Below are 25,119 nucleotides of genomic sequence, written 5' to 3'. Positions count from 1 at the left end.
AGGCCTCCTCCAAAAAATGTCAATTGGCCGACAGCGCGACCTTCATGTCCTTGACCTGATAGATGATCTCGCCATCGGCCTCGACCCGGCCGTCGGCAACGCCCATCGTCAGCCGGCGGGTCTGAACGGCCTTGGTGAAATCGACGAAGTAGCGAAGCAGCGTGCGGTCCGGGCGGACCATGCCGGTCAGCTTGACCTCACCCACGCCAAGCGCATAGCCGCGCCCCTGCCAGCCACGCCAGCCCAGGTTGAAGCCGGTCAGCTGCCACAGCCCGTCCAGACCAAGACAGCCCGGCATGATGGGATTGCCGGGGAAATGGCATGCGAAGAACCACAGATCGGGCTTTATGTCGAACTCGGCGACGACATGGCCCTTGCCGTGCGGCCCGCCGTCGCCGGAAATCTCGGTGATGCGGTCCATCATCAGCATGGGCGGCTCGGGCAGTTGGGCGTTGCCTTCTCCGAACAGCTCGCCGCGCGCGCAGGCAAGCAGATCGTCGCGGTCAAAGCTGGTCTGGGTCATTGCCATGCAGTCTTGCCTTCCATCCGGGCACAGTGCCGTCCCGTTTCCAAGTTCAGGTTGGTCTATCATTCGCCGCAAAGCCCGTGCAAGTCAAAGCGATGCGGGCCCGCCGCCGGGTCCCTCAGCGTTTGCGGACGAACTCTGCCCGCAGCACCAGCCCCCGGATCGAGTCGTGGCGGCCCTCGATGTGGCGCGGATCGTCGGTCAGCCGGATCGACTTGATGACGGTTCCCTGTTTCAGCGTCTGGCCTGCGCCCTTGACCTTCAGGTCCTTGATCAGCACGACCGCGTCGCCGTCCGCCAGAAAGTTGCCGGCGGCGTCCCGCACCTCGACCGCAGCGGCCGGTTGGGCATCGGTGGCCGCGGCCGGTCGCCATTCGCCGGTCGCCTCGTCGTAGATATAGTCGTCGTCACCGGTCATTGTCCCGCCCCCGTTGCCAGCCTGGTCGCGGGGGGATCCGGCCAGCTGGCACGGGCGCTGCTACAGCGCCGCGGTCCCGGGCGCAACGCGGGGCTCAGAACCACTGGCCCGGCTCCATCAGGCCAAGATCCATGAATTGCTGCGCGCTCCAGTCGAACCGGTGGGAATTGCGCCAGGTGAAGCTGCGGATCGAATCGCGCGATCCGGGATTCGTCGCCAGCGCCTTGGCGACCCGGAACGAGGCGATGGCCGATGTCGGGTTGTGGTGCCAGGGGCAGGAATAGGTATTGTATTCTGGGATGTTGAAATGATGATCCGCACCGATTGTCAGCCCCTTCCGGGCCCGGAACAGCGCGATGCGGTCGATCCGACGTCGGTCAGCGGGCAGATGTTCCTCGAACCGCCAGCGCAACCCGCCGTGAAAGGCAAGCTGGCGATCGAGGGGCCGACCATCGGGTCCGGACAGGCCAAGCGCGTAATAACCGGTGCGGTCGAACATCGGCTCTTGCAGATCGACCGAGTCGGGGCATCTTTCCAGATCGGGAGTATAGAGATCGATCACATAGCTCAGCATCGCATCGCGACGTTCCTCGCCGTGGAATGCCAGCATTTCCCCGATCCGCCGATGTTCACAGAACGGAAAGAACAGGAATTCGGCGTTGAAGCAGTAATAGAGCCATGTGCCGACCGGCACCGCGCCGATCACCGCGTTGACGGCCTCGAGATGGGCCGCCGGCTGGCGCGTGTCCCAGCCCAGATTGGTGATTCGGCCCGCGCCATCCTCGGGCAGGATGATGGGCTCGGGCGAAAGCGCCAGGATATGGCGGAAACCAAGCTCAAGATGGTGCTGCAACGTCTCGCGGATCGCGGCTTCGTCCTCGATGAGGATGATCGCAAGAGGGCCAGCTCCGATCGCTTCGGGCATGCGGCGAAGAAAATCCTTCAACGCCGGAAACGCGGGCGTCACTTCATCACCGCCTTGACCTGATCCAGAGCCGCGCGCAGCAGTTCGGGATTCGTCGCCGCCGTCTCGACCAGCCGGCGCAGTGTCGCCTTTTGCGGTTCGCTGATCTGGGCGTCGTTGATGATCCTCGTGACCTGTGCGGCATCAAATCCTTCGGGCGTCAGCAGCGCCTCGATCTGGGCCGCGGCCGCGGTCGCGTCGGCAGCCCTTGCGGTGGCCTCGGCGGCATCCTCGGCGGCGTCGGCGGTTTCGGCGGCAGCATCCTGTTCCGCAATCGTGCCGGTGGCCGCGTCCGCGGCGGCATCGGCGGCCCGGGCGGCGGCGGCGATCGCAGCCTCGGCCGCGGCCTCGGCCTCGGTCGCGGCGGCGCCGGCCGAGGGGACGCGTGCGTCCTGAGAGGCGCGGACGGCCTCGGCTGCCGCGTCCGCCGCGATGGCCGCCGCGTCCGCCGCCGCGTCCGCGGCATCGCCGACCTCGTCTGCGGGCACCGGTTTGCCGCCCGGAACCCGTGCGACCGTCTCCGAGACCGCGTCGGCCGTCGCCTGGGTTTCGCGGGCGGTGATCCCGGCAATCCCGGCCGCCTCGCCGGCCGCCGTGTCGGGCGTGGTCAGGTCGGATTGCTGCCGGTCAGCCTGCGGGACGTCCGGAACCTGATGGCTCGCGGACCACCACCACCAGCCGCCAAGCGCCACAAAGAGAATCAGGATCAGGGGCAAGAGCGTTCGCATGGCAGAGTTGTCCTTTCGCCCGGCCGAAGCCGCGTTGAGGGCGCTTATCGCACAGGGTGAAAACGCCGAAAAGCCATCAGCGGTCCGCGAAAGCCGCCGATTTCCCGCCTCAAGCCGTCATAAGCGCGGCCTGGCCGTTCAAATCCGGTTGAATCGCCGCGTCCGTGGGCTTATTTTCCATCCATTCCGCCATGGCCATAAAAGGAGTTCCGCCATAGCTCGTCGACCTCATAACGCACCGCCCACCCGCGATACCGGACCCCGCATCAATGAACGGATCCGTGTGTCCGAGATCCGCCTGATCGGCCCCGAGGGCGAAAATGTCGGCGTCGTGCCGCCTTCGGTCGGCCTTGATATGGCAAGGGACAGCGGGCTGGACCTGGTCGAGATCTCGCCCAACGCGACGCCGCCGGTCTGCAAGGTCATGGACCTTGGCAAGTTCAAGTACGAACAGCAGAAGCGCGAGGCCGAAGCGCGCAAGAAGCAGAAGGTCATCGACATCAAGGAGGTGAAGTTCCGTCCCGGAACCGACACCCATGATTACGACGTCAAGATGCGCAACGTGATGAAGTTCCTGGAAGGTGGCGACAAGGTGAAGGTCACCTTGCGGTTTCGGGGTCGCGAGATGGCCCACCAGGATCTTGGGCTGGACCTGCTGAACCGTGTCCGCGACGATGTCGGCGAGGCCGGCAAGGTCGAGGCGATGCCGAAGCTGGAAGGCCGCCAGATGGTGATGATGATCGCGCCACGCTGACCGCGTGCGGGACAATCGATACCGGGCCGCGCAGGCATCGCCGCGCGGCCTTTTTCTTGAGGGGACCGGGATGACGACGCAGGCACCCGTGATCGGGATGAAGCGGACCGGCGACGCGGATGCGGGGATCGCGCTGCCGTGCTATGCGACGGCCGGTGCCGCCGGCGCGGATCTGCGGGCCAATTTTCCCGCCGGACAGCGCGACGGGGTCGAGATTGCGCCCGGCCAGCGCGCCCTGATCCCGACCGGGCTTGTGCTGGCGATCCCGCCTGGCTGGGAGGTGCAGGTCCGGCCACGGTCGGGGCTTGCACTCAAGCACGGCGTGACGGTGACCAATGCGCCGGGCACGATCGACAGCGACTATCGCGGTCCGCTTGGGGTGATCCTGATCAATCTGGGCCAGCAACCGTATCGCGTCGCGCATGGTGATCGCATCGCCCAGATCGTCGCGGCACCGGCCCCTCGGGCGGAATTCGCCGAGGTCGAAGCCGTCACCGGGACCGCGCGCGGTTCGGGCGGCTTCGGCTCGACCGGGACCGTCTGATGCTGGGCTTGTGGCTCATGGCCGGCCTCGTCTTGCTGGCGCTGGTGCTGCGCCAGCCAAGGCGGCTGATCCTGCTGATCCTGGGATGTCTCTGGCTGATCTATGTGTTGCTGCTTGCCACGCTGCCGCAGTCGGAGTTGGCCCGGGCCATCGGCGGAAGCGCCGCCCAGTGGCTGGTGGCCGGAGGCGTCGTCGCGCTGATCCTTGCCTATCGCGGGATCCTGTCCCGCCTGCGTCTGCGCGCGCCACAGCCGGTCGGGCCAGCGCCGCGTCCGGATCCGCGGGGCAACGATATGGCGATGTCGGATGCCGAACTGGACCGCTATGCCCGCCATCTTGTCCTGCGCGAGATCGGCGGACCGGGCCAGATGCGCCTGCGCGGCGCGCGCGTGCTGGTCGCGGGTGCCGGCGGGTTGGGCGCCCCGGTCTGCCTCTATCTGGCGGCGGCGGGGGTCGGGCGGATCACGCTGGCCGATGATGATGTCGTCAGCTTGTCGAACTTGCAGCGTCAGGTCATCTTTCGGGCCGACCAGCGGGGCGAGGCGAAGGCGCTTGCGGCCGCGCAGGCCCTGGACGCGTTGAATCCGCATGTGACGGTAAGGCCGATCCTGCGCCGGATCGATGCGGCGGATGTCGCGCTGATCGGGGACCACGATCTGGTCATCGACGGCACCGACAGCTTTGCCGCGCGCGAGGCGATCAACCGGGCATGCGTCACGGCGGGGGTGCCGCTGATTGCGGGGGCCATCGCCCAGTGGGAAGGCCAGGTCACCCTTTACGACCCGGCTCAAGGCGGGCCTTGCCTGTCCTGTCTGTTCCCCCTCGCGCCTGCGCCGGGGCTGGCGCCGGCCTGCGCCGAGGCCGGCGTGGTGGGCGCATTGCCGGGCGTCGTCGGCAGCCTGATGGCGCTTGAGGCGATCAAGCACCTGACCGGCGCAGGGCAGGGGCTTCGCGGGCGGATGCTGATCTTCGACGGCCTCCATGGCGAAACCAGGATGATCCGGACCGCGCGGCGTGAAGGCTGCGATGTCTGTGGCCAGCCGTCGGCTGCCGCCATGGCGCCGGGCAGTTGAGACCTGGCTTGGAATTGCCGGCGCGGCGGCGCAGGCCGGGGCCCGTGCTGGCCTGGTCGATGGGTGACTGCATCTTCGCGACGCCGCTTCGGCTGTGGATTCCGGCCGGGTCTGGAAACTGGCAGGGTCGCGGCATAGGGTCAGCCTCAACGACAGGAGGTTTGCGATGAATCCCGAACTCACCGAGTGGACCGGCCCCGAGGGGCTGCCCCGTTTCGACCTGATCTCGGACGAGGATTTCGCACCCGGCTTCGATCACTGGCTTGCGGATGCCGAGGCGGCGATGGAGGCGATCGCGGCCAGCCCCGAGCCCGCAACCTTTCGCAACACCGTGGCCGCGATCGAGACGGCCGAGGTCCGGCTGAACCGGGTGCTGTCGATCTTCTACACGCTCGCTGCGGTGGATTCGAATCCGGTCCGGCAGGCCCTTCAACGCGACTTCGCGCCGCGCCTGGCCGATTACGGAAGCAGGACCAGCATGGACCCGCGCCTTTACGCGCGTGTGAAGACCGTCGCCGAAGGGGCCGCGTCGCTGGCGCCCGAGGATCGCCGCATCACCGAACTGGCGCTGCGCGACCTGACGCGCGCCGGCGCCGGGCTGGAGGGCGAGGCGCGCCGGCGGATGGGCGAGATCCGCAGCCGGATGGCGGTGCTGACAACCGAATTCGCCCAGAACGTGCTGACGGACGAACGCGAATACGTGCTGCCGGTGCCGGATGACCGGCTTGATGGCCTGCCCGACTGGCTGATCGCGTCGATGCGGACCGCGGCGCGGGAACGCGGACGGGACGGGCAGGTGCTGACGCTGAACCGGTCGCTGATCGTGCCGTTCCTGGAACATGCCGGCGACCGGGCCCTGCGCGAGGTGGCCTTCAGGGCGTGGGCGGCGCGGGGCTCGGGCGAGGGCGCGGGCGGCGCGGACAGCGACAACCTGCCGATCGTGGCCGAGATCCTGTCGCTGCGCCATGAGCGCGCGCGGCTGCTGGGATACCAGGATTTCGCAGCCTGGAAGCTGGAACCCGAGATGGCGGGCAATGCCGACCGCGTGCAGCAATTGCTGGGGAAGGTCTGGGGACCCGCCACGACACGCGCGGCCGAGGACGAGGCCAGTCTGACCGCGATGGCCCGCGAGGATGGTGTGAACGGCGCGCTGGAAGCCTGGGACTGGCGACTTTACGCGGAACGCCTGCGTCGGCGCGAACACGAGGTCGATCCCTCGGCGGTGAAGCCGTATCTGACGCTGGATGCGATGCTGGGCGCGGTGTTCGACGTGGCACAACGCCTGTTCGGGCTGGAGTTCCAGCCGCTGAGCGCACCCCTTTGGTCGCCCGATGTCAGGGCGTGGAAGGTGACGCGGGACGGCCGGCTGATGGCCATCTTTCTGGGCGATTTCTTCGCGCGCCCGTCAAAGCGTTCGGGGGCATGGTGCTCGTCGCTTCAGGTGCAGCACAAGATCGGCCAGGGGCAGCGCGCGATCGTCGTCAATGTCTGCAACTTCACCCCTCCCGAAGCGCCCGGCCAGCCCGCCTTCCTGTCATGGGACGACGCGCATACGCTGTTTCACGAATTCGGGCATGCGACCCATCATATCCTGTCGGATGTGACATGGCCCTCGATCTCGGGGACATCGGTGGCGCAGGATTTCGTGGAACTTCCCAGCCAGCTTTACGAACACTGGCTGGAACAGCCGCAGGTGCTGGACGCCCATGCCCGGCATGTCCACACCGGCGCGCCGATGCCCGCCGATCTGCGGGACCGGGTGATCGCGGCGGGAAAGGCGGATGCGGGCTTCGCGACCACCGAATATCTTGAAAGCGCGCTGGTCGATCTGGAATTTCATCGCCGCGTGCCGCCTGCCGATCCGATCGCGCTGCAGGCCGAGATCCTGGAGCAGCTGGGCGCCCCGCGAGCCATCCCGATGCGGCACGCGACGCCGCATTTCGCCCATGTCTTCGCCGGCGACAGCTATGCCAGCGGGTATTACAGCTACATGTGGTCCGAGGTGATGGACGCCGACGCCTTCGCGGCCTTCGAGGAAACCGGCGACATCTTCGACCCCGCCACCGCGCGGCGGCTGGAACGGACCATCCTGTCGCGCGGAGGCTCGGCTCCGGCGGAGGAATTGTGGATGGCGTTCCGGCAGCGGATGCCCGGCGTCGATGCCTTGCTGAAAGGTCGCGGACTGGGATGACCGCACGGGGAAATGGCGAACGGCCGCGCCAGCGGCCGGGTCAATCGCGGATTTCGATACGGTCGACGCCCCAGATCGCGGATTTCGGCACCCAGCCGCGCTGACCGCCGCCGGAGATGCGACACCAGTCGCGATTGCACTCTCCCAGCCGGACGATCGCGCCGGATTCGGCCACGGCGGCCACATCCGCATCCTCACTGGGCCGGGTGCGCAATTCCGTCATGTCCTGCGTCACCAGCGCGGTGCGGACGCCCGACAGCAGCGCGTAATGCACCCATCCGCCTGCGCCGTCCTTGTCCTCGACCCGCCGCCAATGGCCGAATTCGGCGACGACGCGCAGCGGCATACCGGCATGGCGGAACACCCAGTCGATCCGGTGCGACAGGCTGGGACCGCGCCGGGCATTGCCCTCGTTGCCCTTCAGGCTGACATAGCGCGGCAGCGGCAGATTGGTGACCGGCCCGCGCATTTGGTCATCATCGCTGGCCTGGACACGCACCACCCGCGCATTCGCCGAAGGTCCCATCGGCGTCAGTGTGACGACCGCGCCAGCCGAATCGCCGCCATCACGTCCCGCCGCCCCGGCAGCAGCGGGCGGCGACATCCCGAGAATGAGCAAAGCAACCGCCGCCACGATCATCGCATGGAGTCTGCCAAGCGCCCGTCTGTCCATATGCCGTCCGTTCCTGCCTGGCCGGTTGCCCGACTTGCCCCACATCCATTCAGCAGACGCGGATCCGGGCATGCCGCCATATCGGTAGCCGTTTGCCGGACGCGCCCGTGTGGGGTCTTGTGCCTGCCCCATATCGCGGGCAGTTTGCCAAAAGCCGCCCGGCAATGGAAGTGTGCCACCCACACGACTTCGAGAAAGTGAGGTTCCCATGCACAGCACCCAGCCTTCGCGCCAGAAGTTGCGCGTTTCGGTCACCCGCCGCCTGCCCGAGCCTGTCGAGACCCGCATGAAGGAGTTGTTCGACGTCGTGCTGCGCGAGGATGACCGCAAGATGTCGCGCGAGGAACTGGTGTCCGCCATGCAGGGCAGTGATGTGCTGGTCCCGACACTCACCGACCATATCGACGCCAACATGCTGGCGCAGGCGGGCGAGCGGCTGAAGCTGATCGCGAATTACGGTGCCGGTGTGGATCATATCGATGTGCTTTCGGCACGCCAGCGCGGGGTGCTGGTATCGAACACGCCCGGCGTCGTGACCGAGGACACCGCCGACATGACCATCGCGCTGATCCTGGCGGTGACCCGAAAGATCCCCGAGGGCCTTGCCGAGATGCAGGCCGGTCGCTGGGGCGGGTGGGCCCCGACGGCGCATCTGGGCGGTCGGGTCGGGGGCCGCCGGCTGGGCATCCTGGGTATGGGCCGGATCGGGCAGGCCGTGGCGCGGCGTGCGAACGCCTTCGGCATGCAGGTCCACTACCACAACCGCAAGCGGCTGCGCCCCGAGGTCGAGGAAGAATTGCACGCGACCTATTGGGAAAGCCTTGACCAGATGCTGGCACGAATGGATGTGATCAGCGTCAACGCGCCCCACACGCCATCGACCTTTCACCTGCTGAACGCGCGGCGGCTGAAGCTGCTGAAACCGTCGGCGGTGGTCGTGAATACCTCGCGGGGCGAGGTGATCGACGAGAACGCGCTGACCCGGATGCTGCGCGCGGGCGAGATCTCGGGCGCGGGGCTGGATGTGTTCGAGCACGGGCACGAGATCAACCCGCGCTTGCGCGAACTGCCCAATGTCGTGCTGCTGCCGCATATGAGCAGCGCAACGGTCGAGGGGCGGACCGAAATGGGTGAGAAGGTCATCATCAACATCAAGACCTTTGCCGACGGACACCGGCCCCCCGATCTTGTCGTGCCGTCAATGCTGTAGGCAGCCATGGTGCCACGAACGCCGGCGCGGCTTGCCGTTTCGGGCCTGTTCTTCCTGAACGGTCTGATGGTCGGAAGCTGGGCGCCCAAGCTGCCGGTGCTGATGCAGCGGCTCGAGATTTCCGAAGCCGTGGCCGGGGTGATCGTGCTGATGCTCGGGCTTGGCGCGATCACGATCATGCCGGTCTTCGGCGCGCTGACGGCCAGCCGAGGCTCGGCCTGGGCTTTGCGGTTGGCGGCCATGCTTGCGACACCCACGCTGGCGCTGATCTCGCTGGCTCCGACCCTGCCGACGGTGATCGGGGCGGTGTTCCTGTTCGGCGGCATGATCGGCGGGATGGACATCGCGATGAACGCCAACGCGGTCGCGGTCGAGCGGGCAAGGCAGCGCGCGATCATGTCGTCCTGCCACGGCTTCTGGAGCCTGGGCGGGCTGGCCGGGGCGGGCGCCGGAGGGATCGCGATCACCTGGCTGGGCGATGTCGGCCATGCGCTGGTGGTGACGCTGCTGCTGGCGGGCGCGTTGGCGCTGGCGCTGCCCAGGGTGCTGCGGGACGCGCCATCGCCCACCGAGCCGGCGGCCGTCCGCCTGCGGCTGCCGCGATCACCCCTGCCTTATGTGATCGGCCTGATGGCGCTGTGCTGCATGGTGCCCGAGGGCGCGATCCTCGACTGGGCCGCCGTCTATCTGCGACGCGAGATGGGCGTGTCGCTGTCGCTGGCCGGGTGGGGCTTTGCGGCCTGCGCGGGCACGATGGCGGTGATGCGCTTTCTGGGCGACCTTCTGCGCCGGCGCTGGGGCGCTGTGCGGACGCTGCGTTTCAGTGCGCTGATCGCTATGGCCGGGCTGATCCTGGCGGGGCTGGCGACGGGGCCGGCGCTGGCGATCGCGGGATTCGCGCTGGCCGGACTGGGGATCGCCAACCTGGTGCCGATCGCCTTTTCGGCGGCCGGGAACCTGCCGGGCATGGCGCGGGGCATCGGCCTGTCGGTCGTGACCACGATGGGCTATTCGGGCATCCTGCTGGCCCCGGGAACGATCGGCTGGATGGCCGAGAGAACCAGCTTTGCCTCCATCTATCTGGGTCTTGCGGTGCTGCTGGCGGTGCCGCTTCTGCTGGCCCCGCTGGTGGGTTCGGCCGATTTCGAGAAGGAGGGCGCCCCGACCCCGAGCCCCGTCTGAGGCGCAGCGCAAGGCCGACGCCGGCGCCGACCCCGGTCGCGACGGCGAGGGCGATCCGAACCGTCAGGGCCGGGGTCGCAGCAACATCGCCCGGCCGCGGCGTGGACGGGGCCCGTCACGGGATATCGCCGTCGGCGCGAAGATGGGTGGCGGTCCGGGCGATGGCGCCGGCCGCCGGCCGCCCCGCAAACCGTGCCGAACCGATATGCGCGACGCGCTGGGCAGCCGGTTGCGCCTTCGGGCGATGCCGTCCCGCAATCATCCGGTCGGCGACCAGTCCCGAAACCAGCGATTCGATGCCCGCGAGACGGGCGATCATGAGAGCGGAGACACCAGGCCCACGGCGTGATCCGCGGCGGGGCGAAAGAGGGCAGAGTCGAACACGGCGTACCGAAATGCGAGGTGATCCCGTCAACCGGCAGGTCAAGAAAGGCGTCTGTGGGAATGCTGCGGCCTGGTCGCCTTGAAGGCTTCAGGCGATGGTTTTCGGGGATGTCTCAGCGATAGGTCTGGTCGGGCGCCGGAAAGCTGCGGTCGCGGACAGCGGCGGCGTAGGCTGCGATGGCGTCTTCGGCGCGCGGGCCGAGATCGCCGAACTTCCTGACGAAGCGCGGGACGCGGCCGGACAGGCCCAGCATGTCGTCCAGCACCAGGATCTGACCGTCGCAGCCCGCCGAGGCGCCGATGCCGATGGTCGGGATCGCCACGGCTTCGGTGATCTGGTCGGCGAGTCCCTCCATCACCCCCTCGACCACCAGGCTGAAGGCCCCGGCACTGGCCACCGCCTGCGCATCGCCGATATGGGCCGGCCAGCTGGCCTGATCGCGGCCCTGGGTCTTGAAGCCGCCCATGGTGTTGGTCGCCTGGGGCGTCAGGCCGACATGACCCATGACCGGGATGCCGCGTTCGACGAGGAAGCGGATGGTTTCGGCCATCCGCGCCCCGCCTTCCAGCTTGACCGCGCCGCAGCCGGTTTCGGCCATGAGCCGGGCTGCGTTGTGAAAAGCCTGCCGGGGGCTTTCCTCGTAGCTGCCGAAGGGCATGTCGATCACGACCATCGCGCGGGCGCTGCCGCGCATCACTGCCTGCCCGTGCAGGATCATCATGTCCAGCGTGACGCCGATGGTGGATGGCAGGCCGTGGACCACCATGCCGAGGCTGTCGCCGACCAGGATAAGGTCTGCGTGGGCATCGACCATCGCGGCCATCGGGGCGGTATAGGCGGTCAGTGCCACGATCGGCGTGCCGCCCTTTCGCGCGGCAATCCGCGGCGCGGTGATGCGGGTGATCGGGGCCTGTGCGGACATCGGCGGCTCCTATGGATGGGCGACGCGCTGGTCGATCAGCAACACGTCGCCGAAGCGGACGGCCAGCAGTATGACGACCGGCCGGACGATGGCGGCTATGCGGGACAGGTCGTCGGCATCGCGAACGTCGATCGAGCCGATGGTGGCACGCGGTTCGGCCCGCAGGATGCGCCGGATCGCGGTCCGGACGGCGGCGGGGGTGGCGCCCCGGGCGACCAGTTGCTGGCCGTGATCCAGCGCCTTGTTCAGCACCGGCGCGGCGGCGCGGTCCGCGGGTGTCAGGCGGCGGTTGCGCGAGGACATCGCAAGACCGTCGGGTTCGCGCACCGTGGGCACGGCGATGACCCGTACCGGAATGTCCAGATCCGCCACCAGCCGCCGCACGATGGTCAGCTGTTGATAATCCTTCTCGCCGAAGGCCGTGGCGTCGGGCCCGACGATGTTCAGCAGCTTGGTGACGATTGTCGTCATGCCGCGGAAATGGCCCGGCCGCAGCCGGCCCATCAGGATGCGCGACAGGCCGGTGACCTCGACCACGGTCTGGGCGCCGGGCCGGTAGATGTCTCGGACGCCTGGCAGGAAGGCCGCGTCACAGCCCGCCCGGCGCAGCATGGCCAGGTCGGTTTCCTCGTCCCGCGGATATGTCTCGAGGTCGGCCGGCTGGTTGAACTGCATCGGGTTGACGAAGATCGAGGTGACGATGCGGCCACCGCCATGCGCGTCCAGCCAGTCGCGGGCCTGCGCCAGCAGATGCAGATGCCCTTCATGCAGCGCGCCCATCGTGGCCACCAGAGCCACGCGCTGGCCGTCGGCCCGCCATGCGGCAACGCAGTCCCGGATCGTCTGCGTGCTGCGGCAGATCTGCATCGAGTCGTCCTCCTCCGCCCTTTGGGTGAGGCGCAAGTTACAGGGCTCGCGCGGATTCGCACAAGCGCTGCGTTGCAGCATGTCGTTTTTCGCCGCCAAAGGTCGGGGCGATGGGACCGGCGCGCGGTGGCTCTGTCAGATACGGGGCTGGAACAGGCCAGAGGAGTCGCCCGGGAATGAAAACGCATGTGAAGGTACTTGTCGTCGGGGGTGGCGCGGTCGGATGTGGCATCGCCTATCATCTGGCGAAGGCGGGATGGGAAACGTTGCTGGTCGAACGCGACGAGCTGACCGCGGGCTCGACCTGGCATGCGGCCGGGCTGCTGCCGCTGTTCAACATGGGTTATGCGACCAGCCATATCCACGATTATTCGGTCAGACTGTATGCCGGACTTGAGGCCGAGACCGGGCTGAACGCCGGGTTCACGCGCTGCGGCAACCTGCGCATGGCGCAGACCGATGCGCGAATGGACGAATACATGCTGTATTCCGCCACCGCCGAGACGATCGGGATCGAGCACGAGTTCCTCACCCCGCAGCAGATCAAGGACCGCTGGCCGCTGGTCAATATCGACGGGCTGAAAGGGGCGCTGTTCCACCCGACCGACGGCTATATCAACCCCGCCGACGTGACCCAGGCGATGGCCAAGGGCGCGCGCATGGCCGGCTGCTCGATCGAACGCAAGGTGCAGGTCAACGGTTATGCCTGGACCGGGTCGGAATGGATCGTCACCTGCGAGAAGATGACCGAGAGGGGCGGCAACCTGATCCCTTCGGGCGAGACCTTCGAGATCCGGGCCGAGCATGTGGTGACCGCGACCGGAAACCACGCGCAGCGCACCGCGCGGCTGCTGGGCATCAAGATCCCGGCGATCCCGGTCGAGCATCAGTTCATCGTGACCGAGCCCGATCCCGCGCTGCTGAAATGGCGCGCCGAGGGCAACCCGGAACACCCGGTGCTGCGTGACGCCGACGCCAAGTGGTATGTCCGCGAAGAGCGCGGCGGCTGGATCCTTGGACCCTACGAGGAAGGCGCGCCCGCGCGGTTCCCCTATGAGGTTCCCGACAGTTTCCGCGCCGATCTGTTCCCGCTGGACCTGGAGCGGATCGAAGAGGAATACATGTCGATGATCCATCGGCTGCCGACCACCGAAGAGGTCGGTCTGAAGGACGACTTCAACGGCCCGATCTGCTATACGCCCGACGGCAACCCGCTGGTCGGCCCGGCGCCCGGTCTGCGCAACATGTGGCTGGCCGAGGGCTTCAGCTTCGGCATCACGGCCGCGGGCGGCGTGGGCCACTACCTGACCCAGATGATGACCCAGGGCGAGGCCGAGATCGATATGGCCAGCCTTGATCCGCGCCGTTACGGGTCCTGGATGACGACCGAATATGCGGTCAAGAAGAACGAGGAAAGCTACGCCCACGTCTTCGTGCTGCATCACCCCGACGAAGAGCGCGAGGCGGCCCGGCCGCTGCGGACCTCGCCGGCCTATGACCGGCAGAAGGCACGGGGCGCGCAGTTCGGCCATGTCAACGGCTGGGATCGCCCGAACTATTACGGCCCGGTCGATGCGCCTGCCGATTTCGACCACAACGCGCGCAGCTTCCGGCGCGGCGGCTGGTGGCAATATGCCAAGGCCGAGGCCGATGCGATCCGCAACGCCGCCGGGCTGATCGACGCCACGGCCTTTGCCAAGCACATGGTGACCGGACCGGGCGCGACGGCGTTCCTCGACTGGCTGACCACCAACAAGCTGCCCAAGGTCGGGCGCATCAACCTGACCTACGCGCTGACAGAAACCGGCACGACGCGCACGGAATACACGATCGTGCGGCTGGAGGAGGACAGATACTACCTCGTCTCGGCTGGCGCGTGGGAGGATTACGACGCCGACAACCTGATCAAGTCGGCCGAGGATTTCATGGCTGCGGGCGGGGCCTATGTCGCGATCCAGAACGTCACCACGCAATGGGGCGTCTTCGCCCTTGCCGGACCGAAATCGCGCGAGATCCTGGCGGGCCTGATCCGCGACGCGCAGCCCGAAACGGCCCTGTCGAACAAGCGCTTCCCGTGGTTGTCGGCGCGCCGGATCGAGCTGGGGATGGTGCCGGTGAACGCGATCCGCGTCGCCTATACCGGCGAGCTGGGTTGGGAACTGCACCACCCGATCGAGATGCAGAACCACCTGTTCGACCGGCTGATGGAGGCCGGCGAGCCGCTGGGCATGAAGCTGGTCGGCGGTCGCGCGCAGAACTGGTTGCGGCAGGAGAAATCCTATCGCGCCTTCGGCACCGAGCTGGGCCGCGATGCGACGCCGCTGGAGGCCGGGCTGGACCGTTTCGTGGACCTCTCCAAGGACTTCCGGGGCAAGGCCGCGATGGAAGCGACCGGCATCCGCAGCAAATGCGTCACCCTGCTGATCGACGGGCCGGCGGATGCCGATCCCTGGGGCCGCGAGGCGCTGTTCCTGGACGGCGAGAAGGTCGGGCGGCTGACCTCGGGCGGCTATTCCGTCGCCTTCGGCAAGCAGATCGGCATGGGCTATGTCCGCCCTGACCTGACCGAGCCCGGCACCAGGCTGGAGCTGCGGATGTTCCGTGAATTGTGGGACGCCGAGGTGACCGAGGACAGCCCCTATGATCCGCAGAACGCCCGCATCCGGGTCGACGGCTAGAGCCCCGCGGATCAGCAAGACGGACATTTTCGCATGGCGCGCAACGTGGGCGCCATGCGAAGAAAAGACCCGATCCACCACGTCGGCATGTGGCTGGCCATGGCGACCAGCGCCTCTCGCTACGCGGCCGCAACCGGCGCGTCGGACAGATCGGTCGCCGGATCGCGCGACCCGACGGCTCGGCCGATTCAGGCGCGCGGAACAGATGGTCCCGATGCGCCAGATCGACCGGGATCATGATCTCGCCAGACATCGGTCCTGTCTTGCCACGTCGTCCGGGCGCCTGGCAGGGTGCGGATGTTCGCGGCTGTCCCGGCAGGCCGCTTGCGCCTTGCGACGGATTCGCTAATCCGTCCGGTCTGGTCTGCAATCGGGAACGCAACGCAAAAGGCCGGACGCAAGGGTCCGGCCTTTTTGTATCTGGAGCGGGCGATGAGATTCGAACTCACGACCCTAACCTTGGCAAGGTTATGCTCTACCCCTGAGCTACGCCCGCATCCGATCCCGAAGAACTGCGCCTTCGGTGAGCGGTGATTTATGGGACCGGGCCGGAGGGTGCAAGGGGGATTCTTGTGTCAGCGCAGATTTTTTGTCTCCGAGAAACCCCGGGGCGTGGCTCAGTCGGGGCCGATGCGGCCCAGATGGGTGACGCGAAATCCGGCGCTGGTTTTCAGCCCATAGCCAAGCGCCCGGTCGAAGCCGACATGCGCCATCCAGATGCCGCCGGCGGCGATCAGTGTCGGCTGGCCCGTCAGCAGGCCCAGCAGCGCCAGGATCAGCCCGTTGGCATAAAGATGCGCGGCATTGTAGATCACGGCGCCGATCCGGGCTCCGCCCAGATAGCCCAGCATCGAGATATCGGGCGCCAGCAGCGCCAGCGGCCAGACCCAGAGCGGCCAGCCCGGCTGGGTAACGCCGGTCAGCGCGATTGCGCCGGCGAAGACCAGCGCACCCTCGATCCGCTGCCACAGCACGGGGTTCATTCGGCAGCGCGCAGGCGGGCGGGTTGCAGCATGTCGGCCAGGTAGTGGCCGGTATGGCTGTCCTCGATCCTGGCGACCTGTTCCGGGGTGCCGGTGGCGACGATCCGGCCGCCGCCGTCGCCGCCTTCGGGACCGATGTCGATGATCCAGTCGGCGGTCTTGATGACATCGAGGTTGTGTTCGATGACCACGACCGTGTTGCCCTGATCGACCAGGCTGTGCAGCACCTCGAGCAGCTTGCGCACATCCTCGAAATGCAGCCCGGTGGTCGGCTCGTCCAAGATATACAGGGTGCGCCCGGTGGCGCGGCGCGACAATTCCTTGGACAGCTTGACCCGCTGCGCCTCGCCGCCCGACAGCGTGGTGGCCTGCTGGCCGACCTTGATGTAGCCAAGCCCCACCTGCATGAGCGCGTCCATCTTTTCGCGGATCGAAGGCACGGCGGCGAAGAAGGTCTGCGCATCCTCGACCGTCATGTCCAGCACGTCGGCGATGGATTTGCCCTTGAACCTGATCTCGAGCGTTTCGCGATTGTAGCGCTTGCCCTTGCAGGTCTCGCATTCGACATAGACGTCCGGAAGGAAATGCATCTCGATCTTGATGACGCCGTCGCCCTGGCAGGCCTCGCAGCGCCCGCCCTTGACGTTGAAGCTGAAGCGCCCGGGCTTGTAGCCGCGCGCCTTCGCCTCGGGCAGGCCGGCGAACCAGTCGCGGATCGGCGTGAAGGCGCCGGTATAGGTCGCGGGGTTGCTGCGCGGCGTGCGGCCGATCGGGCGCTGGTCGATGTCGATGACCTTGTCCAGATGTTCCAGCCCCTTGATCGTCTCGCAGGGCGCGGGCGTCTGGCGGGCGCCGTTCAGGCGCAGGGACGCGGTCTTGAACAGCGTCTCGATGGTCAGGGTGGACTTGCCGCCGCCCGAGACGCCGGTGACGCAGACGAATTTCCCCAGCGGGAAATCGGCGGTGACGTCCTTGAGGTTGTTTCCGGTCGCCTTGACCACGCTGACCGACTTGCCGCTGCCCTTGCGGCGTTCGGCCGGCACCGGGATCTGGCGCAGGCCCGACAGGTACTGCCCAGTCAGGCTGGCGGGATCGGCGGCAATCTGGTCGGGCGTGCCCTGGCTGACCACCGTGCCGCCATGGACGCCCGCGCCGGGCCCCATGTCAAAGACATAGTCGGCGTGGCGGATCGCGTCCTCGTCATGTTCGACCACGATGACCGAATTGCCCTGATCGCGCAGGTTCATCAGCGTTCGCAGAAGCCGGTCATTGTCGCGCTGGTGCAGCCCGATCGAGGGTTCGTCCAGCACATAAAGGACGCCGGTCAAGCCGCTGCCGATCTGGCTTGCCAGCCGGATGCGCTGGCTTTCGCCACCCGACAACGTCCCTGCCGCCCGGCTGAGCGTCAGGTAGTTCAGGCCGACATTCACAAGGAAACCAAGGCGTTCTCGGATCTCCTTCAGAATCGCGACGGCGATTTCGTTCTTTTGCCTCGACAGGTGGTTGGGGGCATCCTTGACCCAGTCAAGCGCGTCCTGGATGGACAGTTGCACGACCTGGCCCACGTGGTTCCCGGCGATCCGGACGGCCAGCGCCTCGGGTTTCAGGCGGTAGCCGGCGCAGGCACCGCAGGGACGGTTGTTCTGGTATCTTTCGAATTCCTCGCGGACCCACTGGCTGTCGGATTCGCGCAGCCGGCGTTCCATGTTGGGGATCACGCCCTCGAAGACGCGGCTGATCTCGTAGACGCGGCCGGCATCATCGAAGCGGAACCTGATCTCGTCCGTGCCCGACCCGCGCAGGAACATCTGCCGGACATGGTCCGGCAGGTCCTTCCACGGGGTCTTCTTGTCAAAGCCGTAATGCCTGGCCAGCGCGTTGACGGTCTGGGTCATATAGGCCGACTTGGACTTGGCCCAGGGCAGGATCGCGCCCTTGTCCACCGACAGCGCGGCGTCAGGCACCACAAGGCGTTCGTCGAAGAACAGCTCGACGCCCAGCCCGTCGCAGACCGGGCAGGCCCCGAAGGGCGCGTTGAACGAAAACAGCCGCGGCTCGATTTCGGGTATGGTGAAACCGCTGACCGGGCAGGCGAAGTTCTCGCTGAAGGTGATGCGCTCGGGATCGCCTTCGGCCGGCGCGGTTTCCAGCACGGCGATACCGTCGGCCAGATCCAGTGCGGTGCGCAGACTGTCGGCCAGTCGCGTCTCCAGCCCTTCGCGGACCACGATGCGGTCCACGACCACGTCGATATTGTGGCGGAACTTCTTGTCCAGGGTCGGCGGCTCGTCCAGGTCGTGGAATACGCCGTTCACCTTGATGCGCTGGAATCCCTGCTTCCGCAGCTCGAGGAACTCCTTGCGGTATTCGCCCTTGCGGTCGCGGACGATGGGGGCCAGCAGATAGGCGCGGCTGCCCTCCTCCATGGCCATGATCCGGTCGACCATGTCCTGCACCTGCTGCGCCTCGATCGGCAGGCCGGTGGCGGGACTGTAGGGGGTGCCGGCGCGGGCGAAAAGCAGTCGCAGGTAATCGTAGATTTCCGTGACGGTTCCGACGGTCGAACGGGGATTCTTCGACGTCGTCTTCTGTTCGATGCTGATGGCCGGCGACAGGCCGCTGATGTGGTCGACGTCGGGCTTGCCCATCATGTCAAGGAACTGGCGCGCATAGGCCGACAGGCTTTCGACATAGCGACGCTGGCCCTCGGCATAGATCGTGTCGAAGGCCAGGCTGGACTTGCCGCTGCCCGACAGGCCGGTGATGACGACCAGACTGTCGCGCGGAATGTCCATGTCCACGCTTTTCAGATTGTGCTCGCGCGCGCCGCGAACCTCGATGAACTTCTGTTCCATGAGCGAGCCCTTGACCGACCAAGGGCATCACATAGTCAGGCCGGGTGGAAAAGCAACCGCTGAATAGGAACGGAAACAGAACCGACCGGCAAGCGAGCGGGGTAAAGTCGATCCGCGCCGATTCCGCCCGGCTCGCCACGACCGCGGCTTCGCGACGCGCCCGCCCCGTCGCCGATGGCGTTCGACGGCGCCAGCCAGTCTGCGGCCGCGTCGCAGCGCGCGGCACGAATGCCGCGAATTCGCCTTTTTCGGGGCTCGTCTTCGGCTAGACATCCTGTATCGTCCCGCGCGACAGGACGCGGCGCGCAATTTGCTAGCGCTTGCGCTGCGATGCGGCATGGCTAGGATGCGGCAGGCGGAATTAGGGGGACCAGCATGTTCAAGAAGATCCTTGTGGCGAACCGTGGCGAGATCGCGATCCGTGTGATGCGGGCGGCCAACGAGTTGGGCAAACGAACCGTTGCGGTGTTTGCCGAGGAGGACAAGCTGGGCCTTCACCGGTTCAAGGCCGACGAGGCCTACCGGATCGGCGAGGGGCTGGGCCCGGTGGCGGCCTATCTGTCGATCCCCGAGATCATTCGCGTGGCCAGGGAATGCGGCGCCGACGCGATCCATCCGGGCTATGGCCTGCTGTCCGAGAATCCGGATTTCGTCGATGCCTGCACCCGTGCCGGGATCACCTTCATCGGTCCCAAGGCCGAGACGATGCGCGCCCTGGGTGACAAGGCCAGCGCGCGGCAGGTGGCGATCGCCGCCGGCGTGCCGGTCATTCCGGCGACAGAGGTCATGGGCGAGGATTTCGACGCCATCAAGAAAGAGGCCGCCGAGATCGGCTATCCGCTGATGCTGAAGGCCAGCTGGGGCGGCGGCGGGCGCGGCATGCGTCCGATCAACTCTGAATCCGAACTGGTCGAGAAGGTGCGCGAAGGTCGGCGCGAGGCCGAGGCCGCGTTCGGCAATGGCGAGGGCTATCTGGAAAAGATGATCCTGCGTGCACGCCATGTCGAGGTGCAGTTGCTGGGCGACACGCATGGCGGGCTGTATCACCTCTATGAACGCGACTGCACCGTGCAGCGCCGCAACCAGAAGGTCGTCGAGCGCGCGCCCGCCCCCTACCTGACCGAGGAACAGCGGGCCGAGGTCTGTGCGCTGGCGCTGAAGATCGGGCAGGCGGTCGGCTATCAGAACGCCGGCACCGTCGAGTTCCTGATGGATATGGACGACGACCAGTTCTATTTCATCGAGGTCAATCCGCGTGTGCAGGTCGAACATACCGTGACCGAAGAGGTGACGGGCATCGACATCGTGCAGGCCCAGATCAGGATTGCCGAGGGCGCGACGCTGGCGCAGGCGACCGGCGCCCCCAGCCAGGCCGAGATCACCCTGTCGGGGCACGCGCTGCAATGCCGGGTCACGACCGAGGATCCGCAGAACAACTTCATTCCGGATTATGGCCGGATCACCGCCTATCGCAGCGCGACCGGCATGGGGATCCGCCTCGATGGGGGCACGGCCTATGCGGGCGGCGTCATCACCCGCTACTACGATTCGCTGCTGGTCAAGGTCACCGCCTGGGCGCAGACGCCCGATCAGGCGATCAAGCGGATGGACCGGGCGCTGCGCGAGTTCCGGGTGCGCGGGGTCAGCACGAATATCGACTTCGTCATCAACCTGCTGAAACACCCCACCTTCCTGAACGACACCTACACGACCAAGTTCATCGACACGACGGACGACCTGTTCACCTTCAGGAAGCGGCGCGACCGGGCCACCAAGATCCTGACCTATCTGGCCGACATCTCCGTGAACGGTCATCCCGAGACGGCGGGCCGGCCGCTGCCGCCGGCACAGGCCCGGCCGCCGGTGCCGCCCAGACCGAAGGCCGACCCGGCCCCTGGCACAAGGCAGATGCTGGAAGAGAAGGGCGCGCAGGCGGTGGCCGACTGGATGGCCGCGCAGAAGCAATTGCTGATCACCGACACGACGATGCGCGACGGGCACCAGTCCTTGCTGGCCACGCGGATGCGGTCGATCGACATGATCCGGGTTGCGCCCAGCTATGCCGCGAATCTTCCGCAGCTGTTCAGCGTCGAATGCTGGGGCGGGGCGACCTTCGACGTCGCCTACCGGTTCTTGCAGGAATGCCCATGGCAGCGCCTGCGCGACATCCGTGCCAAGATGCCGAACCTGATGACGCAGATGCTGCTGCGGGCCAGCAACGGTGTTGGCTACACCAACTATCCCGACAACGTGGTGCAGTCCTTCGTGGGGCAGGCCGCGGCATCGGGCGTCGATGTGTTCCGGGTCTTCGACAGTCTCAACTGGGTCGAGAACATGCGCGTCGCGATGGACGCGGTGATCGAATCGGGCAAGATCTGCGAGGGCACGGTCTGCTATACCGGCAACATGCTGGATCCGGATCGGTCCAAGTACGACCTGAACTATTATGTCCGGACGGCGCAGGATCTGAAAGCCGCCGGTGCCCATGTGCTGGGGCTGAAGGACATGGCGGGGCTGTTGAAGCCCGCCGCCGCCTTGATCCTGATCAGGGCGCTGAAGGAAGAGGTCGGGCTTCCCGTCCATTTCCACACCCACGACACCAGCGGCATGGGCGGCGCGACGATCCTTGCCGCCGCCGCGGCGGGCGTCGATGCGGTCGATTGCGCGATGGATGCGCTGTCGGGGAACACCTCGCAGCCGACGATGGGCAGCGTGGTCGAGGCGCTGGCCCAGACCGACCGCGCGACCGGTCTGGATATCGCCGCGATCCGGGCGATCAGCAATTACTGGGAACGCGTCCGCGAAAACTACGCGGCGTTCGAATCCGGCCTGCAATCGCCGGCATCCGAGGTCTATCTGCACGAAATGCCGGGCGGGCAGTTCACCAACCTGAAATCGCAGGCCCGCAGCATGGGCCTTGAGGATCGCTGGCACGAGGTCGCGCAGGCCTATGCCGATGTGAACCAGATGTTCGGCGATATCGTGAAGGTCACACCGTCCTCCAAGGTGGTGGGCGACATGGCGCTGATGATGGTGTCGCAGAACCTGACGCCCGAAGATGTCATGAATCCCGACAAGGAGATGTCGTTCCCGGATTCGGTTGTGGACATGATGCGCGGCAATCTGGGACAGCCCCCCGGTGGCTGGCCCGACGCGATCCAGAAGAAGGTCCTGAAGGGCGAGACGCCGATCACCGACAGGCCCGGCGCGCATCTGGAGCCCGTCGATCTGGCGCAAGCCCGCGCCGATCTGCAGAAACAGCTTGAGGGCAAGGCGGTCGATGACGAGGACCTGAACGGGTATCTGATGTATCCCAAGGTTTTCCTCGATTACATGGGCCGCCACCGCATCTATGGTCCGGTCCGCACGCTGCCGACGCGCAACTTTTTCTATGGCATGGAACCGGGGCAGGAGATCACGGCAGAGATCGACCCCGGCAAGATCCTCGAGATCCGCCTGCAGGCGCTCAGCGAGACCGACGAGAAGGGCGAGGTGAAGGTCTTTTTCGAACTGAACGGTCAGCCGCGCAGCATCCGCGTGCCGAACCGCAAGGTTGCGGCGACGGCGGCGGCACGTCCCAAGGCCGATCCGGGGAACGAGCGCCATGTCGGCGCGCCGATGCCCGGCGTCGTGGCCTCGGTCGCGGTCAGTCAGGGGCAGGCGGTCAAGCAGGGCGACATGCTTCTGACCATCGAGGCGATGAAGATGGAAACCGGCATTCACGCCGACCGCGACGGCACGATCAAGGCGGTCCATGTCGCGGCCGGTCAGCAGATCGACGCCAAGGAACTGATGGTCGAATTCGAGTGACCTGGCGCGCCCTGCGGGGCGGCCGAAGGGTCCGGCGCCGCCCGTTCGCGGGCGGCGTCCTTTCATGCGGTCACGGGCGTGTGGCCGGATCGGCGCAGAGCGCATGCAGACGCGCCAGCGCCAGGGTTGCGCGGGATCGGCAACTCTGTGCGCCGGGCGCGGGGATCAACCCGATCACGCGGCGATGCTGCAGGTCCCCGGCCAGCAGGTCCAGATACAGCGCCAATGCCGCTTCGGCGTCGTCGAAATCCAGTTCGCCCCGGTTGCGCGCCTCCAGCAGAAGCTGTGCGATCAGGGGTCCGACCGTCTGGCGTCCGGCCTGGGCGATGGCTTGCGCCAGTTCGCCGCCCGGGTCGGCCGCGGCTGCGCGGTTCAGGGCGACGGCGCGGGGATGGGTCAGCAAGGCCAGCAGGTCCGGCCCGACCGCCGCCAGTGCCTCCAGCGGCGGCGCCTGCAACGCGATGCGGGTCTGCAGCGCCTCGCGCACGGCCTGAGCGTTGCGCGCCACCAGCGAATGAAACAACCCGGTCTTGTCGCCATACCAGTTGTAAAGCGTCTCGTTCGAGGCCCTGGCCTCGCGGGCGATCGCCTGGACGGTGGCGCCGGCAAACCCCTTGCGTTCCAGGACCCGATACGCGGCCAATTCGATCTGCTCCTGCCGCCTGCCGCGCCTTTCGTCGTCCATCGGGTGCCTCCTGAACAGCTTGACCGAATCCGTAACTGGCATTACGGATGGCCGCAAGCGTAACGATAATTACGGATGCGGAGGCGGTGAGATGATCGGGATTCAGTGGTGCTGCGCTTTCCTGTCCCTGCTGCTGGCGGGGGCGTTGTTCGGGTTTTTTTATGCGTGGGTGTGTTCGACGATGTGGGGCTTGGACAACGCCACCCCCGGCGTGGCGATCGCGGCCATGCAGGCGATGAACGAGTCGGTGCGCAACGCCGTCTTTGCGCCAGCCTTCTTTGGCACCGGCCCGGCGCTGCTGGTCACCGCCGCGCTGTTCGCGGCGGCGCAGGACGGGCGGGCTGCGCTGTTCTTCGCCGCGGCAGGGCTGATCTGCCTTCTGGGGGCGTTTCTGCCGACGATGGCGGTCAACGTGCCGATGAATGAGGCATTGGCGCGGATCGCCCTGCCGCTGCCCGAGGTCGAGGCGGCACGCATCTGGGCCGCGTATTCGCCGCGCTGGCAGATCTGGAACACGATCCGATGCGTGGCGATGGGTGCCAGTCTGTTGCTGACGGGGCTGGGGATCGCCGTCGCGGCGCGGCACGGCGTCGCGCCCCGCATCGCTTGAAGCTGCGTGCGCTGCCGCAAACCGCGTGCATCGGGCATTAAGCCCTGCCTTTCGAGGGCTTGTGCCGATCTGCCGACCGTTGACCCGGCTGGCCGTCGGGTCTAAACCGACCCTAGCCAACCCGTCGCGGGCAGCCACTGACCCCCGCGACCCACAAGGGGATCTTGCCCGTGGAAACTCTGCTGCAGGAATATCTGCCCATTCTTGTCTTCGCGGCAATGGCCGGCGCGCTTGCCTTGGTGCTGATCCTGGCCGCGCTGGTGATCGCGATCCGCAATCCGGACCCTGAAAAGGTCAGCGCCTATGAGTGCGGGTTCAACGCTTTCGACGATGCGCGGATGAAATTCGACGTCCGGTTCTACCTGGTGTCGATCCTGTTCATCATCTTCGACCTGGAAGTGGCCTTCCTGTTCCCGTGGGCGACCAGCTTCGCCGGGCTCAGCGACGCGGCCTTCTGGTCGATGATGGTCTTCCTTGGCGTGCTGACGGTTGGCTTTGCCTATGAATGGAAGAAGGGGGCACTGGAATGGGCGTGATGGCCGGGGCCAACACCGCGGGCGCGGACCGCGAATTCGCCACCAAGGCGCTGAATTCGCAATTGCAGGACAAGGGTTTCCTGCTGACCACGACCGAGGACATCATAAACTGGGCCCGAAACGGCAGCCTTCACTGGATGACCTTTGGCCTGGCCTGCTGCGCGGTCGAGATGATGCAGGCGTCGATGCCGCGCTATGACGTGGAGCGCTTCGGCACCGCGCCGCGCGCCTCGCCGCGCCAGTCGGACCTGATGATCGTGGCGGGCACGTTGACCAACAAGATGGCGCCGGCGCTGCGCAAGGTCTATGACCAGATGCCCGAGCCGCGCTATGTGATCTCGATGGGCAGCTGCGCCAATGGCGGCGGCTACTATCACTACAGCTATTCCGTGGTGCGTGGTTGCGACCGGATCGTGCCGGTGGACATCTATGTGCCCGGCTGCCCGCCCACCGCCGAGGCGTTGCTATACGGCATCCTGCAACTTCAGCGCCGGATCCGCCGTACCGGCACGCTGGTGAGGTAAG

General features: G+C 66.8%; 22 protein-coding genes and 1 tRNA gene. 11 read left to right on the top strand and 12 right to left on the bottom strand.

Annotation, left to right across the window (positions count from 1 at the left end):
* Window positions 1-19: 19 nt before the first annotated feature.
* The 4 genes from fabA to L1965_RS02095 all read right to left on the bottom strand — a co-directional run bounded on the left by fabA (window position 20) and on the right by L1965_RS02095 (window position 2,636).
* A complete protein-coding gene (gene fabA / locus L1965_RS02110) occupies window positions 20-529 on the bottom strand; it encodes a bifunctional 3-hydroxydecanoyl-ACP dehydratase/trans-2-decenoyl-ACP isomerase (RefSeq protein WP_235754746.1) in 510 nt (169 codons plus the stop codon).
* 115 nt (window positions 530-644) lie between these two features.
* Window positions 645-944, bottom strand: coding sequence for an alkylphosphonate utilization protein (locus tag L1965_RS02105; protein ID WP_235754745.1), 300 nt, complete (start codon window positions 942-944; stop codon window positions 645-647).
* Window positions 945-1,038: 94 nt separating this feature from the next.
* Window positions 1,039-1,869: a glycosyltransferase family 2 protein gene (locus L1965_RS02100; RefSeq protein ID WP_235754744.1), complete on the bottom strand. Its 831-nt coding sequence runs from the start codon at window positions 1,867-1,869 to the stop codon at window positions 1,039-1,041.
* 38 nt (window positions 1,870-1,907) lie between these two features.
* A complete protein-coding gene (locus tag L1965_RS02095) occupies window positions 1,908-2,636 on the bottom strand; it encodes a hypothetical protein (protein WP_235754743.1) in 729 nt (242 codons plus the stop codon).
* Between the two features lie 172 nt (window positions 2,637-2,808).
* On the opposite strand from L1965_RS02095, the gene infC reads away from it, so the two are divergent.
* The 4 genes from infC to L1965_RS02075 all read left to right on the top strand — a co-directional run bounded on the left by infC (window position 2,809) and on the right by L1965_RS02075 (window position 7,198).
* The gene (gene infC / locus L1965_RS16015; protein ID WP_338421461.1) at window positions 2,809-3,390 is read left to right on the top strand and encodes a translation initiation factor IF-3; all 582 of its coding nucleotides are present in this window, start codon (window positions 2,809-2,811) and stop codon (window positions 3,388-3,390) included.
* Window positions 3,391-3,460: 70 nt separating this feature from the next.
* Complete coding sequence (gene dut / locus L1965_RS02085; protein WP_235754741.1) at window positions 3,461-3,934, top strand: dUTP diphosphatase; 474 nt, start codon at window positions 3,461-3,463, stop codon at window positions 3,932-3,934.
* 17 nt (window positions 3,935-3,951) lie between these two features.
* Window positions 3,952-5,007, top strand: a complete 1,056-nt coding sequence (locus tag L1965_RS02080; RefSeq protein WP_439332042.1) for a HesA/MoeB/ThiF family protein — start codon at window positions 3,952-3,954, stop codon at window positions 5,005-5,007.
* 166 nt (window positions 5,008-5,173) lie between these two features.
* Window positions 5,174-7,198 carry a M3 family metallopeptidase gene (locus L1965_RS02075; protein WP_235754739.1) on the top strand — a complete coding sequence of 675 codons (2,025 nt, stop codon included), beginning with the start codon at window positions 5,174-5,176 and terminating at the stop codon, window positions 7,196-7,198.
* 40 nt (window positions 7,199-7,238) lie between these two features.
* On the opposite strand, the gene L1965_RS02070 is transcribed toward L1965_RS02075, so the two are convergent.
* Window positions 7,239-7,724, bottom strand: coding sequence for an SH3 domain-containing protein (locus tag L1965_RS02070; RefSeq protein WP_235754989.1), 486 nt, complete (start codon window positions 7,722-7,724; stop codon window positions 7,239-7,241).
* 355 nt (window positions 7,725-8,079) lie between these two features.
* Here L1965_RS02070 and L1965_RS02065 point away from each other — a divergent pair, with 355 nt between their 5' ends.
* Window positions 8,080-9,081 carry a 2-hydroxyacid dehydrogenase gene (locus L1965_RS02065; protein ID WP_235754738.1) on the top strand — a complete coding sequence of 334 codons (1,002 nt, stop codon included), beginning with the start codon at window positions 8,080-8,082 and terminating at the stop codon, window positions 9,079-9,081.
* A 6-nt stretch (window positions 9,082-9,087) separates the two neighbouring features.
* A complete protein-coding gene (locus tag L1965_RS02060; protein ID WP_235754737.1) occupies window positions 9,088-10,263 on the top strand; it encodes an MFS transporter in 1,176 nt (391 codons plus the stop codon).
* Between the two features lie 115 nt (window positions 10,264-10,378).
* Here the strand turns inward: L1965_RS02060 and L1965_RS02055 are convergent, their stop codons facing one another.
* From L1965_RS02055 to panC, 3 genes are all read right to left on the bottom strand, one after another.
* Entirely contained in the window at window positions 10,379-10,582 is a 204-nt protein-coding gene (locus L1965_RS02055; RefSeq protein ID WP_235754736.1) for a hypothetical protein, read from the bottom strand.
* A gap of 178 nt (window positions 10,583-10,760) precedes the next feature.
* Window positions 10,761-11,570: a 3-methyl-2-oxobutanoate hydroxymethyltransferase gene (gene panB, locus L1965_RS02050; RefSeq protein WP_235754735.1), complete on the bottom strand. Its 810-nt coding sequence runs from the start codon at window positions 11,568-11,570 to the stop codon at window positions 10,761-10,763.
* 9 nt (window positions 11,571-11,579) lie between these two features.
* Window positions 11,580-12,437 (bottom strand): pantoate--beta-alanine ligase, encoded by an 858-nt coding sequence (panC, locus tag L1965_RS02045; RefSeq protein ID WP_235754734.1) that lies wholly within the window; start codon window positions 12,435-12,437, stop codon window positions 11,580-11,582.
* 176 nt (window positions 12,438-12,613) lie between these two features.
* On the opposite strand from panC, the gene L1965_RS02040 reads away from it, so the two are divergent.
* On the top strand, window positions 12,614-15,115 hold the full coding sequence (locus L1965_RS02040; protein WP_235754733.1) for a GcvT family protein: 2,502 nt from the start codon (window positions 12,614-12,616) through the stop codon (window positions 15,113-15,115).
* A gap of 421 nt (window positions 15,116-15,536) precedes the next feature.
* Here the strand turns inward: L1965_RS02040 and L1965_RS02035 are convergent.
* The 3 genes from L1965_RS02035 to uvrA all read right to left on the bottom strand — a co-directional run bounded on the left by L1965_RS02035 (window position 15,537) and on the right by uvrA (window position 18,953).
* A tRNA-Gly gene (locus tag L1965_RS02035) sits at window positions 15,537-15,611 on the bottom strand.
* A 121-nt stretch (window positions 15,612-15,732) separates the two neighbouring features.
* Complete coding sequence (locus L1965_RS02030; protein ID WP_235754732.1) at window positions 15,733-16,098, bottom strand: DUF4260 domain-containing protein; 366 nt, start codon at window positions 16,096-16,098, stop codon at window positions 15,733-15,735.
* A complete protein-coding gene (gene uvrA, locus L1965_RS02025; RefSeq protein ID WP_235754731.1) occupies window positions 16,095-18,953 on the bottom strand; it encodes an excinuclease ABC subunit UvrA in 2,859 nt (952 codons plus the stop codon). Before uvrA ends, L1965_RS02030 begins: the two co-directional genes overlap by 4 nt.
* 375 nt (window positions 18,954-19,328) lie before the next feature.
* On the opposite strand from uvrA, the gene L1965_RS02020 reads away from it, so the two are divergent.
* On the top strand, window positions 19,329-22,763 hold the full coding sequence (locus L1965_RS02020) for a pyruvate carboxylase (protein WP_235754730.1): 3,435 nt from the start codon (window positions 19,329-19,331) through the stop codon (window positions 22,761-22,763).
* A 70-nt stretch (window positions 22,764-22,833) separates the two neighbouring features.
* Here L1965_RS02020 and L1965_RS02015 read toward each other — a convergent pair whose 3' ends face one another.
* Window positions 22,834-23,448: a TetR/AcrR family transcriptional regulator gene (locus L1965_RS02015; protein ID WP_235754729.1), complete on the bottom strand. Its 615-nt coding sequence runs from the start codon at window positions 23,446-23,448 to the stop codon at window positions 22,834-22,836.
* Between the two features lie 91 nt (window positions 23,449-23,539).
* On the opposite strand from L1965_RS02015, the gene L1965_RS02010 reads away from it, so the two are divergent.
* The 3 genes from L1965_RS02010 to L1965_RS02000 all read left to right on the top strand — a co-directional run bounded on the left by L1965_RS02010 (window position 23,540) and on the right by L1965_RS02000 (window position 25,118).
* A complete protein-coding gene (locus L1965_RS02010; protein WP_235754728.1) occupies window positions 23,540-24,058 on the top strand; it encodes an anthrone oxygenase family protein in 519 nt (172 codons plus the stop codon).
* A 170-nt stretch (window positions 24,059-24,228) separates the two neighbouring features.
* Complete coding sequence (locus L1965_RS02005) at window positions 24,229-24,594, top strand: NADH-quinone oxidoreductase subunit A (RefSeq protein WP_235754727.1); 366 nt, start codon at window positions 24,229-24,231, stop codon at window positions 24,592-24,594.
* Window positions 24,585-25,118 carry a NuoB/complex I 20 kDa subunit family protein gene (locus L1965_RS02000; RefSeq protein WP_235754726.1) on the top strand — a complete coding sequence of 178 codons (534 nt, stop codon included), beginning with the start codon at window positions 24,585-24,587 and terminating at the stop codon, window positions 25,116-25,118. The genes L1965_RS02005 and L1965_RS02000 overlap by 10 nt, the downstream gene beginning before the upstream one ends.
* Window position 25,119 lies beyond the last annotated feature (1 nt).

This window comes from Paracoccus salsus (genome assembly GCF_021556615.1).
Lineage (GTDB): Bacteria > Pseudomonadota > Alphaproteobacteria > Rhodobacterales > Rhodobacteraceae > Paracoccus > Paracoccus salsus.
The sequence above is the reverse complement of the archived record's forward strand: the minus strand, read 5'-3'. Positions and strand labels throughout refer to the sequence as shown.